This is a genomic window from Nocardia sp. NPDC050435 (assembly GCF_040655395.1).
Classification (GTDB): Bacteria; Actinomycetota; Actinomycetes; order Mycobacteriales; family Mycobacteriaceae; genus Nocardia.
Window position 1 is genome coordinate 552,115 of sequence record NZ_JBFAJW010000002.1, and the last position, 21,595, is coordinate 573,709.

Annotated in this window: 18 protein-coding genes; 6 read left to right on the forward strand and 12 right to left on the reverse strand. The window is 69.4% G+C overall.

The genetic code is table 11. From position 1 onward, the window contains the following. Nucleotides 1–147 precede the first annotated feature (147 nt). From AB0I43_RS06920 to AB0I43_RS06935, 4 genes are all read right to left on the reverse strand, one after another. Complete coding sequence (locus AB0I43_RS06920) at nt 148–3,774, reverse strand: hydantoinase B/oxoprolinase family protein (protein WP_356971935.1); 3,627 nt, start codon at nt 3,772–3,774, stop codon at nt 148–150. 163 nt (nt 3,775–3,937) lie between these two features. Then, entirely contained in the window at nt 3,938–5,956 is a 2,019-nt protein-coding gene (locus tag AB0I43_RS06925; protein ID WP_356971936.1) for a M13 family metallopeptidase, read from the reverse strand. Nucleotides 5,957–6,074: 118 nt separating this feature from the next. Continuing rightward, nucleotides 6,075–6,452 carry a DUF397 domain-containing protein gene (locus AB0I43_RS06930; RefSeq protein ID WP_356971937.1) on the reverse strand — a complete coding sequence of 126 codons (378 nt, stop codon included), beginning with the start codon at nt 6,450–6,452 and terminating at the stop codon, nt 6,075–6,077. Nucleotides 6,453–6,461: 9 nt separating this feature from the next. After that, nucleotides 6,462–7,313: a helix-turn-helix transcriptional regulator gene (locus tag AB0I43_RS06935; protein ID WP_356971938.1), complete on the reverse strand. Its 852-nt coding sequence runs from the start codon at nt 7,311–7,313 to the stop codon at nt 6,462–6,464. A 133-nt stretch (nt 7,314–7,446) separates the two neighbouring features. Here AB0I43_RS06935 and AB0I43_RS06940 point away from each other — a divergent pair, with 133 nt between their 5' ends. After that, nucleotides 7,447–7,923 carry a hypothetical protein gene (locus AB0I43_RS06940; RefSeq protein ID WP_356971939.1) on the forward strand — a complete coding sequence of 159 codons (477 nt, stop codon included), beginning with the start codon at nt 7,447–7,449 and terminating at the stop codon, nt 7,921–7,923. Between the two features lie 38 nt (nt 7,924–7,961). Here AB0I43_RS06940 and AB0I43_RS06945 read toward each other — a convergent pair whose 3' ends face one another. Next, nucleotides 7,962–8,765, reverse strand: coding sequence for a pirin family protein (locus tag AB0I43_RS06945; protein WP_356971940.1), 804 nt, complete (start codon nt 8,763–8,765; stop codon nt 7,962–7,964). Between the two features lie 248 nt (nt 8,766–9,013). Here AB0I43_RS06945 and AB0I43_RS06950 point away from each other — a divergent pair, with 248 nt between their 5' ends. Then, complete coding sequence (locus tag AB0I43_RS06950; protein WP_356971941.1) at nt 9,014–9,493, forward strand: NUDIX domain-containing protein; 480 nt, start codon at nt 9,014–9,016, stop codon at nt 9,491–9,493. A 50-nt stretch (nt 9,494–9,543) separates the two neighbouring features. Continuing rightward, nucleotides 9,544–10,905 (forward strand): MFS transporter, encoded by a 1,362-nt coding sequence (locus AB0I43_RS06955; RefSeq protein WP_356971942.1) that lies wholly within the window; start codon nt 9,544–9,546, stop codon nt 10,903–10,905. On the opposite strand, the gene AB0I43_RS06960 is transcribed toward AB0I43_RS06955, so the two are convergent. Continuing rightward, nucleotides 10,875–11,363 (reverse strand): hypothetical protein, encoded by a 489-nt coding sequence (locus tag AB0I43_RS06960; RefSeq protein ID WP_356971943.1) that lies wholly within the window; start codon nt 11,361–11,363, stop codon nt 10,875–10,877. The genes AB0I43_RS06955 and AB0I43_RS06960 overlap by 31 nt on opposite strands. A 134-nt stretch (nt 11,364–11,497) precedes the next feature. On the opposite strand from AB0I43_RS06960, the gene AB0I43_RS06965 reads away from it, so the two are divergent. Next, nucleotides 11,498–13,039: a DUF4185 domain-containing protein gene (locus tag AB0I43_RS06965; protein ID WP_356971944.1), complete on the forward strand. Its 1,542-nt coding sequence runs from the start codon at nt 11,498–11,500 to the stop codon at nt 13,037–13,039. 1 nt (nt 13,040) lies between these two features. Here AB0I43_RS06965 and ugpC read toward each other — a convergent pair whose 3' ends face one another. The 6 genes from ugpC to AB0I43_RS06995 all read right to left on the reverse strand — a co-directional run bounded on the left by ugpC (nt 13,041) and on the right by AB0I43_RS06995 (nt 19,239). Further along, nucleotides 13,041–14,120: a sn-glycerol-3-phosphate ABC transporter ATP-binding protein UgpC gene (gene ugpC, locus AB0I43_RS06970; RefSeq protein ID WP_356971945.1), complete on the reverse strand. Its 1,080-nt coding sequence runs from the start codon at nt 14,118–14,120 to the stop codon at nt 13,041–13,043. Between the two features lie 54 nt (nt 14,121–14,174). Then, complete coding sequence (locus AB0I43_RS06975) at nt 14,175–15,503, reverse strand: ABC transporter substrate-binding protein (protein WP_356971946.1); 1,329 nt, start codon at nt 15,501–15,503, stop codon at nt 14,175–14,177. Between the two features lie 13 nt (nt 15,504–15,516). Further along, on the reverse strand, nt 15,517–16,308 hold the full coding sequence (locus AB0I43_RS06980) for a carbohydrate ABC transporter permease (protein ID WP_356972252.1): 792 nt from the start codon (nt 16,306–16,308) through the stop codon (nt 15,517–15,519). A gap of 71 nt (nt 16,309–16,379) precedes the next feature. Next, complete coding sequence (locus AB0I43_RS06985; protein WP_356971947.1) at nt 16,380–17,309, reverse strand: sugar ABC transporter permease; 930 nt, start codon at nt 17,307–17,309, stop codon at nt 16,380–16,382. Nucleotides 17,310–17,509: 200 nt separating this feature from the next. Next, nucleotides 17,510–18,427, reverse strand: a complete 918-nt coding sequence (locus tag AB0I43_RS06990; protein ID WP_357431503.1) for a L,D-transpeptidase — start codon at nt 18,425–18,427, stop codon at nt 17,510–17,512. A gap of 302 nt (nt 18,428–18,729) precedes the next feature. Then, a complete protein-coding gene (locus AB0I43_RS06995; RefSeq protein WP_356971948.1) occupies nt 18,730–19,239 on the reverse strand; it encodes a DUF6764 family protein in 510 nt (169 codons plus the stop codon). Nucleotides 19,240–19,421: 182 nt separating this feature from the next. On the opposite strand from AB0I43_RS06995, the gene AB0I43_RS07000 reads away from it, so the two are divergent. Together AB0I43_RS07000 and AB0I43_RS07005 are read left to right on the forward strand one after the other, a co-directional pair. Beyond that, nucleotides 19,422–20,051: a hypothetical protein gene (locus tag AB0I43_RS07000; protein WP_356971949.1), complete on the forward strand. Its 630-nt coding sequence runs from the start codon at nt 19,422–19,424 to the stop codon at nt 20,049–20,051. Nucleotides 20,052–20,078: 27 nt separating this feature from the next. Then, a complete protein-coding gene (locus AB0I43_RS07005) occupies nt 20,079–21,548 on the forward strand; it encodes an MFS transporter (protein ID WP_356971950.1) in 1,470 nt (489 codons plus the stop codon). Nucleotides 21,549–21,595: the final 47 nt, after the last annotated feature.

The window sequence follows — 21,595 nt, forward strand, 5'->3', positions numbered from 1 at the left end:
CGTACCGGCGGGGCGGCCCGAACACCCATGTGCGGGCGCTATGGGCAGTGTTTTCGCAGGTGGGGGCCTGTTTGCGCGGTTACCGGCGAGTAGCTGGAGCGGCTCCGGTTCCACGTGAAACCGATTGTCGCCCTATAGCTTTCGGGCTCATGCGCCGTAGCCGCCGCCGCCCGGCGTCTCGATCACCAGCACGTCGCCGGGCCGCAGTTCGGTCGAATCCGCGCCGCCCAGCTGCTCGACGGTGCCGTCCGCGCGCTCCACCCGGTTCACCCCGAGCGCGCCCGGCGCACCGCCGGCCATGCCGTAGGGCGGAACCCGTCGATGGCTCGACAGCGTCGACACCGTGACCGCCTCGGTGAACCGGAGCCGGCGCACGCCGCCGTCCCCGCCGCGCCACCGGCCGTCCCCGCCGCTGCCCGCGCGCACCGAGAATTCCTCGAGCAGCACCGGCAGCCGCCACTCCAGCACCTCGGGATCGGTGAGCCGGGAGTTGGTCATATGGGTCTGCACGACGGACGCACCGTCGAACCCCTCCCCCGCCCCGGATCCCGAACCGATGGTCTCGTAGTACTGGCAGCGGTCGTTGCCGAAGGTGACGTTGTTCATCGTGCCCGCGCCCTCGGCCTGCACCCCGAGCGCCGCGTACAGCGCGCCGGTGATCGCCTGCGAGGTCTCGACGTTGCCCGCGACGACGGCGGCCGGCGGGCGCGGCGCGAGCATGGAACCGGCGGGCACGACGATGCGCAGCGGGCGCAGGCAGCCGTCGTTGAGCGGAATATCGTCGGCGACCAGCGTGCGGAAGACGTAGAGCACCGCCGCGTTCACCACGGCGTACGGCGCGTTGAAGTTCCGGTCCAGCTGGTCGGAGGTGCCCGTGAAATCGATGGTGGCGCTGCGCTGTTCCCGGTCGACGGTGACGCGCACGGCGATGGTGGCGCCCAGATCGGTCTCGTACCGGTACTCCCCGTCCGCGAGGGTGTCGACGACCCGTCGCACGGCCTCCTCGGCGTTGTCCTGCACGTGCCGCATGTAGGCCTGCACCACGTCGAGCCCGAAGTGCTCGATCATCTTGCCGACCTCCTCGACGCCCTTGGCATTGGCGGCGATCTGGGCGCGCAGGTCGGCGAGGTTGGTGGCCGGATTGCGCGACGGGTAGGCCGCCTCGGTCAGCAATCGCCGGGTCTCGTCCTCGCGGAACCGCCCGTTCTCGACCAGCAGCCAGTTGTCGAAGACCACCCCTTCCTCGTCGATGCGGTGGCTGTGCGCGGGCATGGAACCCGGTGCGATACCGCCGATCTCGGCGTGGTGGCCGCGCGAGGCGACATAGAACAGGATCTCCGTGCCGTCGAACACCGGCGTGATCACGGTGACGTCGGGCAGGTGCGTGCCGCCGTGGTACGGATCGTTGACGGCGTAGGTATCGCCGGGGCGCATGGCCCGCGCGCCGGTGCGCCGCTCGATCACCTCCTTGACGCTGGTGCCCATCGAACCCAGGTGCACCGGGATGTGCGGCGCGTTGGCGACGAGATTGCCGTCCGGATCGAACAGGGCGCACGAGAAGTCGAGGCGCTCTTTGATGTTCACCGACTGCGAGGTGGATTCCAGGCGGGCGCCCATCTGCTCCGCGATCGACATGAACAGGTTGTTGAAGACCTCCAGCAGCACCGGATCGGCCGCCGTGCCCGCCTCCGGTGCCGTGGTCGCGGCGATGCGCTCGAGCACCAGGTGGCCGAGGTCGTGCACGGTGGCCTGCCAGCCTTCGTCGAGCACGGTGGTGGAGTTGTCCTCGGTGAGCACGGCGGGCCCGGCGAGCGCGGCGCCGGGCGTCAATTCCGCACGGCGGTAGCGGGGTACGTCGCGCCAGCCGCCGCCGGTGTGCAGCCGTACGGTCTCCGCCGCGCTCGCCGCCGGCTGCGCGGCGACCAGGCCGGACAGCTCCGGCGGGTCGGTCAGCCCGGTGGCCTCGATCGAGAGCGCTTCGACCACGAGGGGCCGGTCCAGCGTGAACGAATAGGTCGCGCGGTGCCGGGCCTCGAAATCGGCGGTCATGTCGGCGGGCGCGGCGAAGGGCACGGTCAGGGCGGTGTCGGTGCCGTCGTAGCGCAACTGCGCGCGGCGGGCCACCCGGATCCGCTGTGCGGGAACGCCTTCGCCGAGCAGTTCGGCCCGGGCGGCGGCCGCGAGTTCGTCGGCGATCTCGGTGACCCGCGGCAGCGAAGCCGCGTCCAGCGGCAGTTCGACCGACTGCTCCCGCATCGCGGTGGTGTCGGCCAGGCCGATGCCGAGCGCGGACAGCACGCCCGCCAGCGGCGGCACCAGCACGGTCCGGATGCCCAGCGAATCGGCCACGGCACAGGCGAGCTGGCCGCCCGCGCCGCCGAAGGTGGTCAGCGCGTAGCGGGTGACGTCGTGCCCCTTCTGCACCGAGATGCGCTTGACCGCGGCCGCGATATTGGCCACCGCGATCCGCAGGTAGCCCTCGGCGACCTGCTCGGGTGTGCGGCTGTCGCCGGTCTCCGCGCCGATCCTGGCGGCGAGCTCGCTGAACCTGGTGCGTACCAGCTCGGCGTCCAGCGGCTGATCGCCGTCGGGGCCGAAAACGGCGGGGAAGTACGCGGTTTGGATGCGGCCGAGCATCACATTGGCGTCGGTGACGGTGAGCGGCCCGCCGCCGCGATAGCAGGCGGGCCCCGGCAGCGCGCCCGCGGAATCGGGCCCGACCCGGTAGCGGCTGCCGTCGAAGTGCAGGATCGACCCGCCGCCCGCCGCGACGGTGTGGATGTCCAGCATCGGCGCGCGCAGGCGCACGCCGGCGAGCTGGGTGGTGAACACCCGCTCGTACTCCCCCGCGTAATGCGAGACGTCCGTGGAGGTTCCGCCCATGTCGAAGCCGATCACCCGGTCGTAACCGGCCAGCTGCGACATCCGCACCATGCCGACGATGCCGCCCGCCGGACCGGACAGGATGGCGTCCTTGCCGCGGAACTGGCCCGCCTCGGTGAGCCCGCCGTTGGACTGCATGAACATCAGCCGGACCCCGGCGAGCTGATCGGCCACCTGCTCCACGTAGCGGCGCAGCACCGGCGAGAGGTACGCGTCGACCACGGTGGTGTCGCCGCGCGGCACCAGTTTCATCAGCGGACTGACCTCGCTGGACAGCGAAACCTGCGGAAAGCCGGCGGCTTCGGCGACCCGGCCGATCTGCTGCTCGTGCTCGGGATACAGGTGACTGTGCATGCAGACCACGGCGACGGCGCGGATGCCGTCGGCGTAGGCGCGGCGCAGTTCACCGTCGAGCGTCTCGAGATCCGGCGGCGTCAGCACCGTGCCGTCGGCGGTGACCCGCTCGTCCACCTCGAGCACGCGCTCGTGCAGCAACTCCGGCAGCACGATCTCGCGGGCGAAGATCTCCGGCCGGTTCTGGAAGGCGATGCGCAGCGCGTCCCGGAAGCCGCGGGTGATCACCAGAACGGTCCGCTCCCCCTTGCGTTCGAGCAGCGCGTTGGTCGCGACCGTGGTCCCCATGCGCACCGCGTCGACGACCGCACCGGTCGCCTCGGCGTTCCCGGTCTCGGCGGCCAGGATCTCCCGGATGCCCGCGACCGCGGAGTCGGCGTAGCGAGCCGGGTTCTCCGACAACAACTTATGGGTGACCAGCCGACCGTCGGGCCGACGCGCCACCACGTCGGTGAACGTCCCGCCGCGGTCGATCCAGAACTGCCAGCCCGGTGTGCCGTCCGCCGGTGTGGATGTCGCCGTACCCGCCTCGGTCACCGAAAACTCCTGCTCTTCGCCTATCCAGCCGACTCGCGCACGATACCGAACGGCCGTGGCCCCGGCGGCGAGCCGGACGGCGCGGGACCCGGCCGGGCGCGATCTCGGCGGCGCGGTGGTGGGGCCTACCCGCTGTGCGCGCGGACCCCACCACCGGTGACCGCTACCAGATCCGAACGCGCTGCGCGGGTTCCAGGTACAGCGCGTCGTCCGGGCCGACGTCGAACGCCTCGTAGAAGCTGTCGACGTTGCGTACCACCGCGTTGCAGCGGAACTCCGGCGGCGAGTGCGGGTCGATGGACAGCCGCCGGATCGCCTCCTCGGTGCGGGCCTTGGTGCGCCACACCTGCGCCCAGCCGTAGAACACGCGCTGCAGACCGGTCAGGCCGTCGAGTACCGGCGGCTCGGCGCCGTCCAGGGAGATCCGGTAGGCCTCCAGCGCGATGGACAGACCACCCAGGTCGCCGATGTTCTCGCCGACGGTGAACGCGCCGTTGACGGTGTGGTCGTCGGAGAGCTCCTGCGGCGAGAGCACGTTGTACTGCTCGATCAACGCCGTGGTGCGCTTGCCGAATTCGGTGCGATCGGCGTCGGTCCACCAGTCGATCATGTTGCCGTCGCCGTCGTACTTGGCGCCCTGATCGTCGAAGCCGTGACCGATCTCGTGGCCGATGACCGCGCCGATGCCGCCGTAGTTCGCGGCGTCGTCGGCGTTCATGTCGAAGAACGGCGGCTGCAGAATGGCGGCCGGGAAGACGATCTCGTTCATGCCCGGGTTGTAGTAGGCGTTCACCGTCTGCGGGGTCATGAACCATTCGCCGCGATCCACCGGGCCGCCGAGCTTGTTCAGGTCGCGGTCGTGATCGGCGGCATAGCCGCGGCGGTAGTTGCCGACCAGGTCGAGCGGATCGATCTCGACGGCGGAGTAATCGCGCCAGGTGTCGGGGTAGCCGATCTTGGGGGTGAACTTCTCCAGCTTGGCCAGTGCGGCCTGCCTGGTCTCGGCGCTCATCCACTCCAGATCGGTGATGTTGCGGCGGTAGGCCTCCTGCAGGTTGGCCACCAGCTCCACCATCCGGGCCTTGGCCGCGGGCGGGAAGTGCTGCGCCACGTACAGTTTGCCGACTGCCTCGCCGAGCAGGGCTTCCACCAGCGAGACGCCGCGCTTCCAGCGCTCCCGGTTCTCCGGCTGACCGCTCAGCGTGCGCCCGTTGAAATCGAAGCTCTCCTCGACCAGTTCGTCGGTGAGGTAGGCGGCGCGCGAGCGCAGGATCCGCCACGCCGTCCAGGCCTGCCAATCCTCGAGCGACACCGCGGCCCAGGTCTGGGCGAAGATGCGCAGGTACTCGGGCTGGCTCACCACGACCTCGGCGAACAGCTCGGAGCCGGACTTCGCGACGTGCTCGGCCAGCGCGTCGGTCCAGGCGGCCCAGTCGAATTCGGGGTTGGCGGCGGTGAGCTCGGCGAAGGTGGTCAGGTTGTAGCTCAGCTCGGCGTCGCGGCGCTTCACCACGTCCCAGTGGCCGGCGGCGAGCTTCTTCTCCACCTCGAAGACCCGCGTGCCGATGGAATCCAGCGCGCCCGGCAGCAGCTCGGCCACCCGCGCGTCGGCCGCCGCGAGCGCGAACATGCGCCCGATGTGCGCGATGTACTTGGCGCGCACCTCGGCGAATTCGTCCTGGCGGTAGTAGGACTCGTCGGGCAGGCCGATACCGGATTGGCTGGTGTAGGTGATGTAGCGGTCGGAGTTCTTGTCGTCGGTGTTGACGTAGACGGCCACCGCGCCGCCCACGCCGGTGCGCTGCAACCGGCCGAGCAGTGCGGCCAGCTCGCCGCGATCGCGCACTTCCCGCACGGCGGCGAGTTCCTCGGCGATCGGGCCGAGCCCGGCGGCGGCCACCGCGTCGGCGTCCATGAAGCTGGAGAACAAATCACCGATCTTGCGGGCGTCGCTCCCGGGTGCGGCCTGTTCCGCGGCGGCATTCTGGATGATTGCCTGCACGTCCAGCTCGGCCTGGTCGTACAGCGCGCGGAAGGCGCCGTCGACCGACCGGTCGGCGGGAATCTCGTAGGTGTCCAGCCATTTGCCGTTGACATGCGCGAACAGGTCGTCCTGCACCCGCACGGCGTCATTCAGGTGGGACAGATCGATACCGGAAGGGCTCGTCAGTTCGGAAGTCACGGTCTCCAGTATGCCGATCCCCGGGCGGGTGCGGTGGGCCCGAACTCCCCCGGGCAGCAAGCAGCCAGACAACAGCCGCCCGCGACCAGGCTGCGGGCGGCCGGGGCCGGGCGGCGGATCAGCGCGGCAGCAGGACGCGGTCGAATTCCCCGGCCCGTACGCCCGCCAGGAAGGCGGTCCATTCCTCCGGCGTGAAGGTGAGGGTGGTGTCCTGGTGGCGCAGCGTCGCGCCGCCGTCCGCGGTGCCGCGCACGAGCAGCTGATCGTGTGCTCGGGCGGCGTTGAGGTGGGTCAGGAACGAGTTCCAGGCCCGGGTCGTGACCGTGATGACGGGCTCGTCGGCAAGGCGGTTGGCCGGGTTGCGGCGGTATTTGCTGTCGCGGATGAGCACCGCATCACCATCGAACCGGACCTCGACGCACTGATTTCCGTTGTTGGATCGGGACGATGTGAACCAGCCGGTGCGAGCCGGCCTCGGGCAAGCGGTGTTGGCCATGGCAGGATTTTACACGTCGGCATAGGTCCTGATCAGCGCCAATGATGCGTCACGCGAAAGCGATTGGTCGAGCGCGCGGACATAGGCGAACCCCAGATCGCGGACGAGTTCGGAATCCTCGACGGCGCCGCCGAAGACCGCGCTCTCGGCCCAGCCGAAGGTCGGCAGCTGCTTGCCGCTGAAATCGATGAGGTGGAAACTCGAGCCGCCCAGGATCGCGCCCGCCGTCGCGGTGAACGGGATCACCCGCACCTCGACGCAGGCGTGCCGTTCCAGCAGCTCCGCCAGATGCCGCAGCTGTCCGCGCTGCACCGCCGGGCCGCCGGTCTGCTGGCGCAGCGCCGCCTCGCCGATCACGGCCGTCAACTCCACCGGGCACGGCCCGCTCAGGCGCTCCTGGCGCTGCATCCGGATGCTCACCAGCTGTTCCACCTGGACCGGCCGGATCATGACATCGGCGCTGATGAGCGCGCGGGCGTAGTCCTCGGTCTGCAGCAGGCCGGGCACGATCAGGCTGTCGTAGCTGCGGATGCTGTGCGCGCCGAATTCCATGCCGTACAGGCGTTGTAGCTCGGGACCGAGCAGCGGCGCGGACTTGGCCCACCAGCCGCGCTGCTTGCTGGCCTCCAGCAGCGCCAGCAGTTCCGCGCGTTCCTGCGCGTCGACTTCGAGCAGGTCCAGGACGGGACCGATGGTGTTGACGGTGAGGACGCGCCGGCCCTTCTCCACGTGCGACCAATTCGCGGCGGTGAAGCCCACGCGCTTGGCGAAGGTGGCGGAGTCGAAACCGCGCTGCTCCCGTAGTTCCCGCAGGCGCAACACCAGTTCCCAGCGCGCGACGGTCGGCGAGACGGGTGCCATGAACTGCGATGCTACGCCCGCCCGATTGTCCTGCGTGTGACTATTGTCATAACGAGTAGGCAGAGCTACTGTCGCAGCAGAGTTGCCGTTCTCCCGTCGATCGATCCCCCGATGCATCGAGGCGAGGTTCGTCATGAGCACGTCGCGCACAGATCCCGGCAGTCCTGAGGCTTTCGCGGCTACCCAGGATGCCATCGCCCGGTGCCGCCTTTACCGCAAGGATCACGGCCTATACGGCGTGGTCGACCAGTCGCTGGGCCGAATCATGTTGGAAGTGGGCGCGGTTGGGGCGGTCGTCATGCCCGCCGTCCTCGGCGCGCGGGTGCGCGAACTGCTGGCGCGCGATCAGGAGCACAGCGGCCCCGTGATCGCGCATCCGCGTTCGGAGCGCTGGACATTCCTGACCGGACCCAGCGACAACTCGTATCAGGACATGGCGCTGTTCGCGGACCTGTTCCGGGTGTGCGCGGCGGTCGCACTACCGGGCAGCAGACTGGTGCTGCCCTCCCCCGCCGACGAACGCGGCGGCTACCGCGTCTGGATCGACCCGCCGCACCGCGACTTTCGCCCGCACCTGGGTGATGTGCTCGCGGCGACACGGGCCTGCTGAGATGCGCTCGGCCGCGGGGTGCTCGCGGGTCCGCGTGGTTACCCGCCGCCGGACCCGGAGCTCGCGCCGCCCAAGCGCGCGTGCATCTCCCAGATCAGCACTTCCGCGGGCCCGTGCGCGGTGACGCGCTGGCCGCCGGATCTGGTGAGCCGCACGGCATCCCCCTCGTAGAGCGGGCCGACGCCCTCCATCTCCACCTCGCCGCGGGCGACGAACAGGTGCAGATACGGCGCGTCGGGCAGGTCGATCACCTGCGGCGCCCCGTCGGCGCCGGGCAGCCGCGCGACGTGGAAGGCCGAGTGGCTGCTGTTGATGGCGATGGCGGTGCGGTCGCGGTAGCGGGGCAGGCCGGAGGCCACGGTGACCAGGGCGCCGCCGGCTAGTTCGTCGTCGATTTCCAGCTGCTGATAGCCCGGGGACAGCCCCGGTTCGTCCGGCACCACCCACATCTGCACGAAATGCACGGGCTCCTGGTGCTCAGCGGCGTCGGACAGGCGCCAGGAGTCGTTCTTCTCCGAGTGCAGGATGCCCGCGCCCGCGCTCATGCGCTGGGCCAGCCCGGGGTAGATGACACCGCTGTGGCCCAGCGAATCCTGGTGCACCAGGCTGCCGTCGAGCACCCAGGTGACGATCTCCATGTCCCGGTGCGGGTGGGTGTCGAAGCCCTGGCCGGGCAGCACGATGTCCTCGTTGTTGACCAGCAGCAGCCCGTGATGGGTGTTGTCCGGGTCGTAGTGCTCGCCGAAGGAGAAGGAATGCTTCGAGTCCAGCCAGGACACGCGCGTCTTCATCCGGTCGCCACCGCGGTGGACGTCGATATGAGGAGTCGTGAGCGTGGACATCGGGGCCCTCCTTCTCCGACCTGCGTTTCAGGGTGGGAGCACCTCCGACGGGGTACCCCGGATTCCGAGTAAATTGTCCTGCACCAGTCATTTTACCCAGCGACTTCCGGGTGAACGCCAAGTGCACAGTGTCGCGCCGGCGACTCCGTGCGGCGGGGCGGGTGGACGCGGTGACCGGGGGGACAGCTCGGATCGGCCAGTAGGGTACGCGAAATATCTGCGCGACAACGGAACCGGAGGTGATCGTGATGCGGACCGAGACGCTGGCGCGCATCGAGCGAGAACTCCGCGCCGCGGCGCTGGCCGAGGGCATCACCGATTTCGTGGTCGGGGTCGGGGTGTTCCGGGAGCGCAAGCTGCTGGTGGTGCGGCGCGTGCCGGACGCCCAGTACGGCGGGATGTACGAACTACCCGGCGGCGGCGTCGAACCGGGGGAGACTTTCGCCGAGTGCGTGGCCCGGGAACTGCTCGAGGAGACGGGGCTGCGGGTCCGCGAGATCCTCGAGTTCCTCGGCGGCGTCGACTACGCCACCCGCACCAAGGCCCGGGTGCGCAAGTTCACCTACCTGGTCGCGGCCGGTCCGGGCCCGGTGGCGCTGGCCCCCGGCGAGCACGACGCGCACGCCTGGATCGACGCGGCCGCGCTCGAGGTGCTGCCGTTCACCCCCGACACCGGGCCCACCATCCGGGCCCTGGTGGATTCGCTGGATCAGCCGCACCCGGCCTAGCCGCGGGGCCCGGCGCGGGCCGCCGGGCGCGCACGGCACAATCGTGGACGATGTCGACAGCCCCCGCCCCGCCCGAGTCGACGCTGTGGCGTACCGCCACCCGAATCCTGCGCGACAGCCCCGGCGTCGCGCGCCTGGCGATCGTGCGCTGCGCCGGGCAGTTCGGCGACGGCATGTTCCAGGCGGCGTTGTCCGGGGCGATCCTGTTCAACCCCGAGCGGGAGACCGACCCGCTCGCCATCGCCGCCGGTTTCGCGGTGCTGCTGCTGCCGTATTCGGTAATCGGCCCGTACGCGGGCGCGCTGCTGGACCGCTGGGATCGGCGCACCGTGCTGCTGGTGGCCAATGTCCTGCGGGCCGTGCTGATCGGTGTGGTCGCGCTCGGCCTGCTGGGCGGTGTCGGTGAGACGCCGCTGCTGCTCGGCGCGCTGACGGTGGTCGGGATCAGCCGTTTCGTGCAGGCCGGTGTGTCGGCCGCGCTCCCGCGCGTGCTGGCGCAGCAGTGGCTGGTGCCGATGAACTCCGTGCTGGCGACGACGGCGTCGGCGTGCGCGGGCCTCGGCGCGGCGGCCGCCGTGGCGATCATCGGCGGGCTCGGCGCAGGCGATTTCGCGTCCGCCGTCGCGGTCGGCGTGAGCGCCGCCGGTTCGGTGCTGAGCGCGCTGCTGGCCACGGGTTTCGGTGCGCGGATGCTGGGCCCCGACGCCGGCGCCGCGAATCGGGCGAGCACGGTGCGCGCCATCGCGACCGGTCTGCGCACCGGCGCGGTCGCGGTCTGGCAATCGGCACAGGTCACCACGGCGATGCTCGGGATCGGGGCGCACCGCGTCGTCTTCGGCACCAACACCTTGATCATGGTGCTGGTGCTGCGGCAGGCGCCGGACGGCGGCTCCGCGCTCGACAGCGGGCTGCTCGGCTTCGGCGTCGCGATCGCCGCGATCGCGGCGGGCATGCTGCTGGCGGCGGTGGTCGCGCCGCTGGTCATTCCGCGGCTCGGCCGGCCGCGCACGGTGGTGGCCGGGCTGCTGGTCGCGACGGTGGTGCAGCTGACGCTGGTGACGCCGATCGCGGTGGCGCAGAGCGGGCCCGCGGCCCAGTACGCGCACCATCTACTGCTGGTGGCCGGATTCCTGTTCGGGCTGGCGGGGCAGACGATCAAGCTGACCGGTGACGCGACGATGCAGATCGACATCGACGACGCCCGCCGCGGCCAGGTGTTCGCGCTCCAGGACACCGTGTTCAACGTCGCCTTCGTGCTGGCGATCGCCGGTGCGGCGCTGGTGGTTCCGGCCGACGGCCGGTCGCTGCCGGTGGTGCTGGCGGGCGCGGGCGTCTACATCGCCGGGATCGTGGCGATCGCGGCGAACGCGCGGCGCGCGCGTTATTCGGTGCGCCAGGACGTTTCGGAGTAATCCGGGGCCGCGAACTCGCGCAGCGGCGCCCGCGGCGAATCATGCGGCAGTTCCGGGTATTCCGTGAGCGCCCGGGCCAGGTCGTCGGCGAGGAGCCGGTCCGGCGCGGCCGCGGGCAGCGGCTGATCCGCCGGCTCCTCCGGTTCGGCCCGGATCGTCCACTCCAGCGGTTCGTTGGCGGCGTCGAACCCGGTGACCAGGTGATTCCAGGTGCCCAGGCCGGACGGGTCGGTGTAGAAGTGGTCCAGCACGCCGTCGTCGTTCAGATCGAGCGCGGCCACATCCGCGACGCCGGTGCCGTGGGTGTCCCACAGTGCGTCGTCGTAGAGTCCGTCGCCGTCGAAATCCAGCTGGACCGCGTCGACCGTGCCGGTGCGGGCCAGATCCAGATCGGCCGGCGAGGACCAGAGGTGGACCACACCATCGCCCGTCCCGAAGACGTATTCGATTTCGTTCATGTCTACTTGGACGCGGCCGCACCGGGTTCGGTTCCAATTCGCCGCGATCGCGACCGTGCGGCGTCCCGGGTCCGCGCAGGTCCTCGGGTAAGTTGAGCTCTCCGCAGCCCGAATCGACAGGGAGTCAACAGATCATGGGATTGCTGTCGGAGAAGCTGGATGCTCCAGTGGTCTTCGGAGTGGTCCTAACCGGACTGCTCTGCGTGCCCGTGCCGGCCCAGGCCGCCCCGCCGTGGGCGCCGCCGCCGGTGAACCTGTGCGGTGAGGTGGGTTTCGATCCGCTGCTGCGCGAACCGGACCCGAACCTGCCGCCGCCCCCGCCGGTGCAGATCCCGCCGAAGATCGAGATCCCGGTGCCGGTCCCGGAATTCACGCCGGTGCCGGTGCCCGATCCGCCGCAGGACAACACCCGGATCAAGCCGGACCCGCTGCCGATCGACCCGTGCCGCAACCCGTGCCCGGACGTCCGCGACACCCCGGAGCCGGCGGACGACGAGCCGGCCAGCCCGGACACCGGATCGGGTTCCGGCTCGGCCGCTTTCACGCTGCCCAAGCTGGAGATCAAACCGGAGATCGAGCCGATTCCGATTCCGATCCCCGGTGGCGAGGGCGCGCCGGCACAGCCGGCCCCGCCGCAGGTCGTGCACCCGATCGAGCCCGGCCCGGTGGCCGAACCGGTCGGCGCGCCGCGACTCGAGCAGGTGCGGCTGGTCAATCAGGTCACCGGCCGCGGTTCGATCAACCGCACCGACATGCGCTGGCAGGTCGACGGCACCGACCTGGGCCTGATGTGGGAGACCAAGCCGGGCGAGGTGGCGGTCGTCTTCGGCGACACCTTCGGCGACGGCTGGGTTTTCAGCGGGGCGGGCGGCCCGGATTGGCGCAGCAACGTGCTCGGTTTCAGCACCGACCGGGAGCTCGGCGACGGGCTGAGCATCGACACCTTCGTGCAGGACAGCCGCTGCCACGCCGCGGAGTTCCTGGCCAGCCGCAAGGTGAAGAACTGGGAGACCACGGTCATCCCGACCTCCGGCTTCGCCCTGGGCAACCGGCAGTACCTGAGCTACATGTCGGTGAACCGCTGGAGCCGCGTGCCCGGCATGTGGTCCACCAACTACGGCGGACTGGCCTACTCCGACGACGGCGGCCACACCTGGGTCAAGGATCAGCACGCCAAGTGGGACAACATCTTCGGGCTGGGCAAGTTCCAGGTCGCGGCGATGGTGCCGCAGGGCGATTACGTCTACATGTTCGGCACGCCGAACGGCCGGGTCGGTGTGATCAGCCTGGCCCGGGTGCCCAAGGCCCAGGTGCTGAACAAGTCGGCGTACCAGTACTGGGTGGAGGGCAGCTGGGCGCCGGCCGCCGAGAACCAGTCCACCGCGGTGGTGATGGGGCTGGCCAGCGAGATCTCGGTGCGCTACGACGCGGCCGCGAAGCAGTGGCAGATGGTCTACCTGGACCCGGGCAAGGGCGCCATCGTGGTGCGGCACGCCGCCGAACCGCAGGGCATCTGGACCGACGGGACGACGCTGGTGTCCACCGCCGAGTACCCGAAGGCCTACGGCGGCTTCATCCATCCCTGGTCCACCGCCGAAGACCTGTACTTCACCATCTCGGCCTGGGACAGCTACAACGTCTACCTGATGCACGCGGAGCTGGATCCGCCGAAGTGAGTCAGCGCAGGCGCTGTTCGGTCTCGGCGTCGAAGAAGAAGATCTCGTCGAGTTTCGGGCGCAGCCGCAGGCGGTCGCCGAGCGAGATCCGGAAATGCCGGTCGACCCGGGCGACGACCTTGCCCGAGCGGCTGGACCAGTCGGCGTTGATCGGATGGCTGTAGACGAAGGATTCGGCGCCGAGCTCCTCGAGCAGCTCGGCGTCGACCGCCAGGCTGTTGTCCGGGTCGGTGGTGACCTCCCAGGACTCCGGGCGGATGCCGACGATGACGCGGGCCCGGGACCCGTTGGCGGGCACCGGGATCCGTAGATCGTCCAGCACGGCGCGGCCGTCCTCGACCGGCGCCTCCAGCAGGTTCATGCCGGGGGAGCCGATGAACCCGGCGACGAAGGTGTTGACCGGGTTGTCGTAGAGCTCGCGCGGCGCGGCGATCTGCTGCAACCGGCCGTCCAGCATGACCGCGACCCGGTGCCCCATGGTCATCGCCTCGACCTGGTCGTGGGTGACGTAGACGGTGGTGGTGCCCAGGCGCTTCTGCAACGCCGCGATCTGTGAGCGGGTGCTGACCCGGAGTTTGGCGTCCAGGTTGGACAGCGGTTCGTCCATGCAGAAGACCTGCGGGCGGCGCACGATGGCGCGGCCCATGGCCACCCGCTGGCGCTGGCCGCCGGACAGCTTGGCCGGTTTGCGGTCCAGCAGCGGCTCCAGCTCGAGCATCTTGGCCGCCTCCAGCACCCGGACCTTGGTGTCGGCCTTGCTCATTCCCATGTTGCGCAGCGCGAAGCCCATGTTCTCGGCCACGGTCATGTTCGGGTAGAGCGCGTAGGACTGGAACACCATGGCGACGTCCCGGGCCCGCGGCGGCAGGCCCGTGACGTCCTTGCCGCCGATCAGGATGCGGCCCTGCTCCACCGACTCCAGGCCCGCGAGCATGCGCAGGCTGGTGGATTTGCCGCAGCCCGACGGGCCGACGAGGACGATGAATTCCCCGTCGGCGATGTCGAGTTCCAGGTTGTCGACGGCGGGCGCCGGTGCACCGGGGTAGAGGTGGGTTACTCCGTCGAAGTGCACTGTCGCCATGGTGTTCTCGTCCTGGGGTGTGGATCCCGGCGTTCGCCGGGATGACGGTCGGGGTTACTTGGGCAGCTTCGGGGTGATCTGGCGATCGATGATGGCTTGCAGCTGGCTGCTCACCCCGGCGAACACCGTCGCCGGATCCGCGTTCTGCAGGCCGATCTGCTCCAGGCCGGTGCCGATGATCTGGTCGCCGCCGGGCACGAACACGCGGGCGTAGTCCTGGGACTTGGTGACCGCGAGCTGATCGATGGCGACCTTCGAGGTCGGGTTCTTGGCCAGGAATTCCTGCTCGCTCGGATCGCTGACGGCCGACTTGCGCACCGGCATGTACCCGGTGTTCTGCGAGAAGTAGGCGGTGTTGGCGGCATTGGTGACGAACTCGATGAACTTGAGCGCGTTCACCTTCCGCTCGTCGGAGATGCGGGCCGGGATGGCCAGGCCGGCGCCGCCGGTGGTGACGCCGGGGCCGTTGGGGTGCGGCAGGAACGCGGTGCCGAACTCCAGCTTGCCCTCGGCGTTCTTCTTGATGCCGCGCAGATCGCCGGTGGAGGCGATGGTGGAGGCGATGACGCCGGCGCCGAAGTCGACCGCGATCTGCGGCTTGATGCCCGCGTACTTCTTGGTGTGGATCATGTCCCGCAGGAACTGTCCGGCCTTGATGGTGTTGGGGTCGTTGAACTTCAGCGTCCACTTGTCTGAGTACGCGCCGCCGAAGGTCCAGTTCGGGCCCTGGAAGGTCCAGGCCAGGTAGTTCTTGGCGTCACCCCAGCCGTGCGCCAGCTTGCCGTCGCCGACGATGCCCTGGATCCGCGGGCCCCACTCGTCGAATTCCTGCCAGCTCTCCGGACCGCGGTCGGGCAGACCGGCTTTCGCCCACACGTCCTTGTTGTAGTAGAACAGCGGGGTCGAGCGGGCGTAGGGGAGCGCGTAGTGCTTGCCGTTGAACAGGTAGTCCGAGGCCAGCGAGTCGACGTAGTCGTCGAGCTTGACCCCGGCGTCGCCGAAGTGCCCGTCCAGCGGTTCGATGGTGCCGTTGAGCGCGTAGTTGAACCACCAGACATCCGAGAGCACCACCACATCGGGCAGGTCGCCGCCGGACAGCGCCGCGTTGAACTTCTGCGACACCTCCTCGTAGTTCTTGCCCGCGTCGACCAGGTTCACCTTCAGGTCGGGATATTTGGCCTGGAACCGGTTGATCAGCTCCAGCTCGAAGTCCTTCGAGGTGCCGGGATGGTTGGACCAGAACGAGATGGTCTTGCTGTCGCCGCCCTGCTTGCCGCCGTTGCCGCTGCCCGCGCACGCGGTGAGCACCGCACCCGCGGTGGCGGCGCCGGCCAGGCCGAGGAAACCTCGGCGGGACAGTCCGGGAAATTTCGAGTTGGACACTGGTCTCTCCTCATCAACCTTTGACCGCACCCGAGGTGAGGCCCTTGATCATGTGACGTTGCAGCAGCAGGAAAACCACGAGAATCGGCAGCATGGTGAGCAGGGTCCCGGCCATCACCGGCCCCCAGTTGGTGACGCTCGGGTTCTCGGTGTTCTGCAGCAGGGTGAGCCCGACCGGCAGGGTCGCGACGTCGGTGGTGTCGGCCATCAGGAACGGCCACAGGTATTCGTTCCACTCGTTGACCAGCGTGACCACCGCGAAGGCGACCATGGTCGGGCCCGACATCGGCAGCACCACCCGGGTGAGCAGCCGCCACCAGCCCGCGCCGTCCATGCGCGCGGCCTCGATCACCTCCGAGGGCAGCGACAGGAAGTGGTTGCGCATCAGGAAGGTGCCGAAGGCGACGCCGCAGAGCGGGATGATGATGCCCTGGAAGGTGTTCCGCCAGCCGAGCTGGGCGATCAGCGCGTAGTTGGAGATCACGGTGATCTGGTTGGGCACCATCAGCGCGGCGATGATGACCAGGAAGACGAAGGTCTTGCCGGGGAACCGCAGGAAGACCAGGCCGTAGGCGCTGAAGACGCCGAGCACGAACTTCACCGCGGCGATGATGCCGGTGATCACCAGCGAGTTCCGCAGGAAGGTCCAGTAGGGGAGCGTGGTGGTGGCCTCGGTGTAGTTCTCCGGGTGCCAGCTGTGCGGCCAGTAGACCGCCGGCTGCACGTAGATGTCCGGGCGCGCCTTGAACGAGGTGATGAAGATCCAGAACAGTGGCACGCCGACGATGATCAGCACGCACACCATGGCGGCGTAGCCGAGCGCCGTCACCAGGCGCTGGCGGCGGCGGTAGGAGATCGTCTCCACGGCAGGGGTTTTCACTGTTCGCCTCGATCCATGATGCGCACCTGCACCAGCGTCACGACGAGCAGCACCAGGAACATGATGGTCGCCACGGTCGCGCCGTACCCCGCGCGGAAATTGCGGAAGGACTCCTCGTACACCTGGTAGACCATGGTCATGGTGCCGGTGCCGAGCGGCCCGCCGCGGGTCATCACGTTGATGATGTCGAAGACCTGCAGCGAGTTCAGCAGCACCGTGATGGACAGGAAGAAGGTCGTCGGGCGCAGTTGCGGCAGCAGCACCTTGGTGAAGGTGGTCCAGCGGCTCGCGCCGTCGATCTCGGCGGCCTCCATCAGCTCGGCGCGCACGCCCTGCAGCGCGGCCAGGTAGATGACGAAGCTGTAGCCGAGGTTCTTCCAGATGTAGGTCACCGTCACCATGAACAGCGCCCAGTCCGGGTCCTGATAGAAATCGGGCACGTGGTCCACGCCGAGCCGGTGCAGCAGGTCCTGCACCAGGCCGAAGCTGGGATCGAAGATGAACTGGAAGGCCACGCCGATGGCGGCGCCGGAGATGACGAACGGCGCGAAGATGGCCGAGCGCACCATATTGCGGCCGAACAGCTTCCGATCCAGCAGCAGGGCCAGGGCCAGGCCCAGCACCATCGAGCCGACCACCGCGGCCACGGTGAAGATGACCGTGTTGGACACGATCTGCCAGGAGTCGTCGCGGCCGAACCACTCGGTGTAGTTCTCGAAGCCGATGTAGGTGACGAACTGGTCGGAGATGTTGAAGTCGGTGAAGGAGAGCCGGATGTTGTCGACCAGGGGGCGGTAGACGAACAGCGTGAGCAGCGCCAGGTTGGGAGCTACCAGCACCAGGAACAGCGCGTAATCCTGCCATGGCCGCCCGCGCAGCCCCTTACCTCGGGGTCGGGGGAGCACACGCTCGGGTCTGGATCGCACCGCGGAAGCTTTGCGGCGCACAGCAAATAAAGAGTTAACGCCGTTGGGCGGCGAGCTGAACAGTCCGCGCATGCGCGCAAGTGAACCAAGAGCCGGTCAAATCGGTCAGCGGATTGGCGTAATTGATCGTTTAGTTCGTTGGGTACAGCAAGGGCCACCGGATCACCGGTGGCCCTTGGGGTTCAGTGGTTCGCGAGCGGTCAGTTCCAGTCGCCCAGGCCGTCTCGGGCGTTCAGCGTGCCACCCGAGGTGTTCTGCACGATGACCGGATCACCCTTGCGGGCGTTCTCGAAGAACCAGCGGCCGTTCTCGGTGCTGACGTTCAGGCAGCCGTGGCTGGCGTTCGAAACACCCTGCTGCGCAACCGACCACGGCGCCGCGTGCACGAAGATGCCGCTGTTGGAGATGCGGGTGGCGTACTCGACCTCGACCTTGTAGCCCTCCGGATCGGTGATCGGCACACCGTAGGTGGAGGAATCCATCGTCATCTTGCGCAGCTGCTCGCCGACGATGTAGATGCCGTTCGGGGTCTCGTGCTTGGCCTTGCCCATCGAGATGGGCATGGTCTGCACGACCTCGCCGTTGCGGGTGATGGTCATGGTGTGGGTGCTGTCGTCGGCGGTGGCGATGAGCGCGTCGCCGATCTTGAACGAGCTGCGGGTCTCGCCCGCCTCGACCGTCACGTCGGTGTTGTCCGGCCAGAAATCGTTCGGGCGGAAGCGCACCTGCTTGTCGCTCCACCAGGTGTAGTGGCCCGGAGCCGGCTTGGAGGAGGTCACCTTGATGGCCTTCTCCACGGCCGCGCGGTCGCCCTCGGCGATCGGGTCCTTGAAGTTGATGATGATCGGCTGGGCGACGCCCACCGTCTCACCGTCGGCGATATTGATGCCCGGGGGCGCGAAGGTGACCTTCGGCGCCGGATCGGTGGCCGAGGAGCCCAGCCCGGGGAACCCGGGGATCAGCGGCTCGGCCTGGGCCGGGGCGACGATCAGGGCGCCGGCCGCCGCGATGGCCGCGGACAATAGGACGCCCTGCCGGAAGCGGCGGGTGAGCCGATTCCCAGCCAACCCGGCGGGAGAGCGGGTTGCGTGCGACCTGTTGCGCGAAGCGGCTTGCATAGAGGTACCTCATCCATTCCAAGAAAATTGGCAAAACTGGCCCGACCCCGTCCGTCCTTCCTACCGTCCGGAAGCGACCGGAATCCAGCGTCTTCCGGGATTGATTCGGGCCGACCGGCCGGTGTGTCTTGGGCCACAGAAGTCGTTGGCCGCCACCGGCATTGGGCAAAGACGCCGGTCACCCCGGCGAGTCACGGCCGGGGCCGGTACCTGCCCATCCGTACGGTTTCGGGATATGCCAAACCGGTTCGTGACGAAGATCACTCTGGGGAGCCGCTCGGCATCCCCGGACGGCGCGGAAGCTAGACGCGCATCCCGAACGGGGTCGCCCAGCACGTCGCGCCGGTGGCGGAGTTCCAGGCGAAAGCGCCCGCCCCGAGGCACACCACGGTGTTCTCCGCGGTGCTGACCTGAGCGCGCGAGCCGTTCACCGCGATCGTGATGCCGAAGGTGCCCTCGCCGATCTCGGTGCCCGAGAGCGAGGTGAGCGCGATCGCGTCGGGGCCCAGCCCGATGGCGATCGGCACGCCGCCCTCGCCTTCGCTGGCGCCGATGCCGCCGGCCGCGCCGATGCCCAGCGCGATCGCGCCGAGGGTCGCGTTGGCGTAGCCGATCCCGTCGAAGCCGAGCGCGCCGGCCTGGCCGAGCGCGTCGGTGGCGGCACGGCAGGCGGTGCGCCCGTCGACGACGGTGACGTCGACGCCGCTGGTGGCGGCGCAGTGCACGTCGGCGGCGTTCGCCGCCGGGCCGGGGAGCAGGAAGGAGGCGCCGGCCGCAGCGGACGCCACACCGAGCGCGCTGATCAGCTTCACGGACTGCCCCTTTCCATCAGGTTTGCCCCACCCTATCCGGCGAAGTTGAAGGAATCGTGTTTCTACTGGTCCGGCGGCACGGCGTGGCGGCTCGGCCGCGTGCGCCGTTACGAATCGACGTGCAGGCGGCGATTATGTAAGCATGGCGTGTTATTTCGGCGGGCAGCTCGGGAGGACTGTACGTGTCTCGTCAACTCGAGCGTCTCGCGCTCGCCGTTAGTGCCCTGGTCGCGGTCGTGGCCCTGGCGGCCTGCGGCGAGACCATCGCGGGCCAGGCCAGGCCGATCGGCGACGGCACGGTCGACGCGGTGGAGACCAGCACCGGCAAGACCACGACGGCGAAGCCGAGTTCCAGCACCCGCTCCAGCCGGTCGGCCACGCCGACCTCGCCGGATCAGGGCGGCGACATCGATTTCGACGCGGCCGTCGGCGACTGCGTCAACCTCGGCGGCGCCAGCAACGACCCGAAGATCGAGAAGGTCGCCTGCGGCAGCAAGACCTCCAACTACAAGATCATCGGCAAGGTGCCCAACACCGCGCTGTGCGTCGGCGATCGCGACAGCTACTACGCGGAGAAGCGCAACGGCGTGCAGACCGGTGCGCTGTGCCTGGACATCGACTGGGTGGTCGGCGACTGCATGGATGTGGGCGGCGACGATCCGAAACGGATCGAGTGCACCGACACCACCGCCGCCGAGGGCGTGAAGGTGGTCAGCATCAAGCAGAACACCACCGAGGTGGCGGCCTGCGGCACCGGTTCCGGGTTCACCTACAAAGAACGCAAATTCGTCGTCTGCGTCTCGGACCTCTAGGCCGGTCCGAACACTAGGTTGAGACCGGTGAGCTCCCCACCCGAGTTGCCCCGGTTGCAGACCGCCACCGGCCGCTGGATCCTGCTGGCCACCATCCTCGGTTCCTCGGTGGCCTCGCTGGACGCGACCGTGGTCAATATCGCCCTGCCGAGCATCGGCGCCGATCTGCACACCGGCATGGCCGGCCTGCAGTGGACGCTGAACGGATACACCCTGACGCTGGCCGCGTTCATCCTGCTCGGCGGCTCGCTGGGGGATCGGCTCGGCCGCCGCAAGGTCTTCCTGTGGGGCGCGGCCGGATTCGCCGTCGCCTCCGTGCTGTGCGGCGCGGCGGTGAACATCGAGATGCTGGTCGTGGCGCGGGTGCTGCAGGGCATCGCGGGCGCAATGCTCACGCCCGGCAGCTTGGCGCTGATCTCGTCCTCGATCGACAAGCGGGATCAGGGCGCCGCGATCGGCCTCTGGTCCGGGTTCGGCGGCGTCGCCGGGGCGCTCGGTCCGTTCCTGGGCGGCTGGCTGATCGACGTGGTGGGCTGGCGTTCCATCTTCTTCCTGAACGTGCCGCTGGTGCTGGTGGTCGTGCTAGTCACGCTGCGCCACGTGCCCGAGAGCCGGGATCCGGATGCGGTCGCACGGCTGGACGTGCCCGGGGCCGTGGTGGTCGCGCTCGCGCTGGGCGCGCTGACCTTCGGGCTGATCGAGGTGAACGCGCTGCTGATCGCGGGCGGCCTGCTGCTGCTGGCGGCGTTCGTGGTGATCGAACTGCGCAGCGATCATCCGCTGGTGCCGCCGGTGCTGTTCCGGTCCCGCGTCTTCACCGCCGCCAACCTGGTGACGCTCACGGTCTACGCCGCGCTCGGCGGCGTGTTCTTCCTGCTGGTACTGGAATTGCAGCTGGTGGCGGGCTATTCGCCGCTGCTGTCGGGGGTGGCGACGGTCCCGATCACGCTGATCATGCTGGTGCTCTCGGCGCCGGCGGGCCGCTGGGCGCAGGTGCACGGCGCCCGCCTGCCGATGACCTTCGGGCCGCTGCTGGCCGCGGGCGGGCTGATCCTGCTGCTGCGCATCGGGCCCGACACCAGCTATCTCACCGACGTGCTGCCGGGCGTGCTGGTCTTCGGGCTGGGCCTGGCGGTGCTGGTCGCCCCGCTCACCGGCGCGGTGCTGGGCGCGGTGCCGTCGAGCGAGGCCGGCATCGCCTCGGGCGTCAACAACGCCGTGGCCCGCACCGCCCAGCTGCTGGCGGTGGCCGCGCTGCCCGCCCTGGCCGGCATCTCCGGATCCCTCACCGATCCGGCCGAATTCGACCGCGGCTTCGGCACCGCGATGTGGATCTGCGTGGGGCTGCTGGCGGCCGGCGCGGTGCTGGCCGCGCTGCTGCTGCGCTCCGAGCGCACGCCGCCCGCGCTGCGCAAAGCGCCCGAGACCGACCGGATCGACTGCCTGCCGCAGTGTGCGATCGCGGGACCGGCGGTCGCGCCGCAGGAGGCGCGCTGACCAACTCCCCGGAACGACGAAGGGGCGGACGCCGCGGCGCCCGCCCC

What these genes read in the sequence shown, in the direction of transcription:
- AB0I43_RS06930 (WP_356971937.1), bottom strand. Translation starts at nt 6,452, where the DNA reads ATGGCCAACACCGCTTGCCCGAGGCCGGCTCGCACCGGCTGGTTCACA.
- AB0I43_RS06945 (WP_356971940.1), bottom strand. Translation starts at nt 8,765, where the DNA reads ATGTCCACGCTCACGACTCCTCATATCGACGTCCACCGCGGTGGCGAC.
- AB0I43_RS06950 (WP_356971941.1), top strand. Translation starts at nt 9,014, where the DNA reads ATGCGGACCGAGACGCTGGCGCGCATCGAGCGAGAACTCCGCGCCGCG.
- AB0I43_RS06980 (WP_356972252.1), bottom strand. Translation starts at nt 16,308, where the DNA reads ATGGTGTGCGTGCTGATCATCGTCGGCGTGCCACTGTTCTGGATCTTC.
- AB0I43_RS06940 (WP_356971939.1), top strand. Translation starts at nt 7,447, where the DNA reads ATGAGCACGTCGCGCACAGATCCCGGCAGTCCTGAGGCTTTCGCGGCT.
- AB0I43_RS06960 (WP_356971943.1), bottom strand. Translation starts at nt 11,363, where the DNA reads ATGAACGAAATCGAATACGTCTTCGGGACGGGCGATGGTGTGGTCCAC.
- ugpC (WP_356971945.1), bottom strand. Translation starts at nt 14,120, where the DNA reads ATGGCGACAGTGCACTTCGACGGAGTAACCCACCTCTACCCCGGTGCA.
- AB0I43_RS06955 (WP_356971942.1), top strand. Translation starts at nt 9,544, where the DNA reads ATGTCGACAGCCCCCGCCCCGCCCGAGTCGACGCTGTGGCGTACCGCC.
- AB0I43_RS06965 (WP_356971944.1), top strand. Translation starts at nt 11,498, where the DNA reads ATGGGATTGCTGTCGGAGAAGCTGGATGCTCCAGTGGTCTTCGGAGTG.
- AB0I43_RS06990 (WP_357431503.1), bottom strand. Translation starts at nt 18,427, where the DNA reads ATGCAAGCCGCTTCGCGCAACAGGTCGCACGCAACCCGCTCTCCCGCC.
- AB0I43_RS06935 (WP_356971938.1), bottom strand. Translation starts at nt 7,313, where the DNA reads ATGGCACCCGTCTCGCCGACCGTCGCGCGCTGGGAACTGGTGTTGCGC.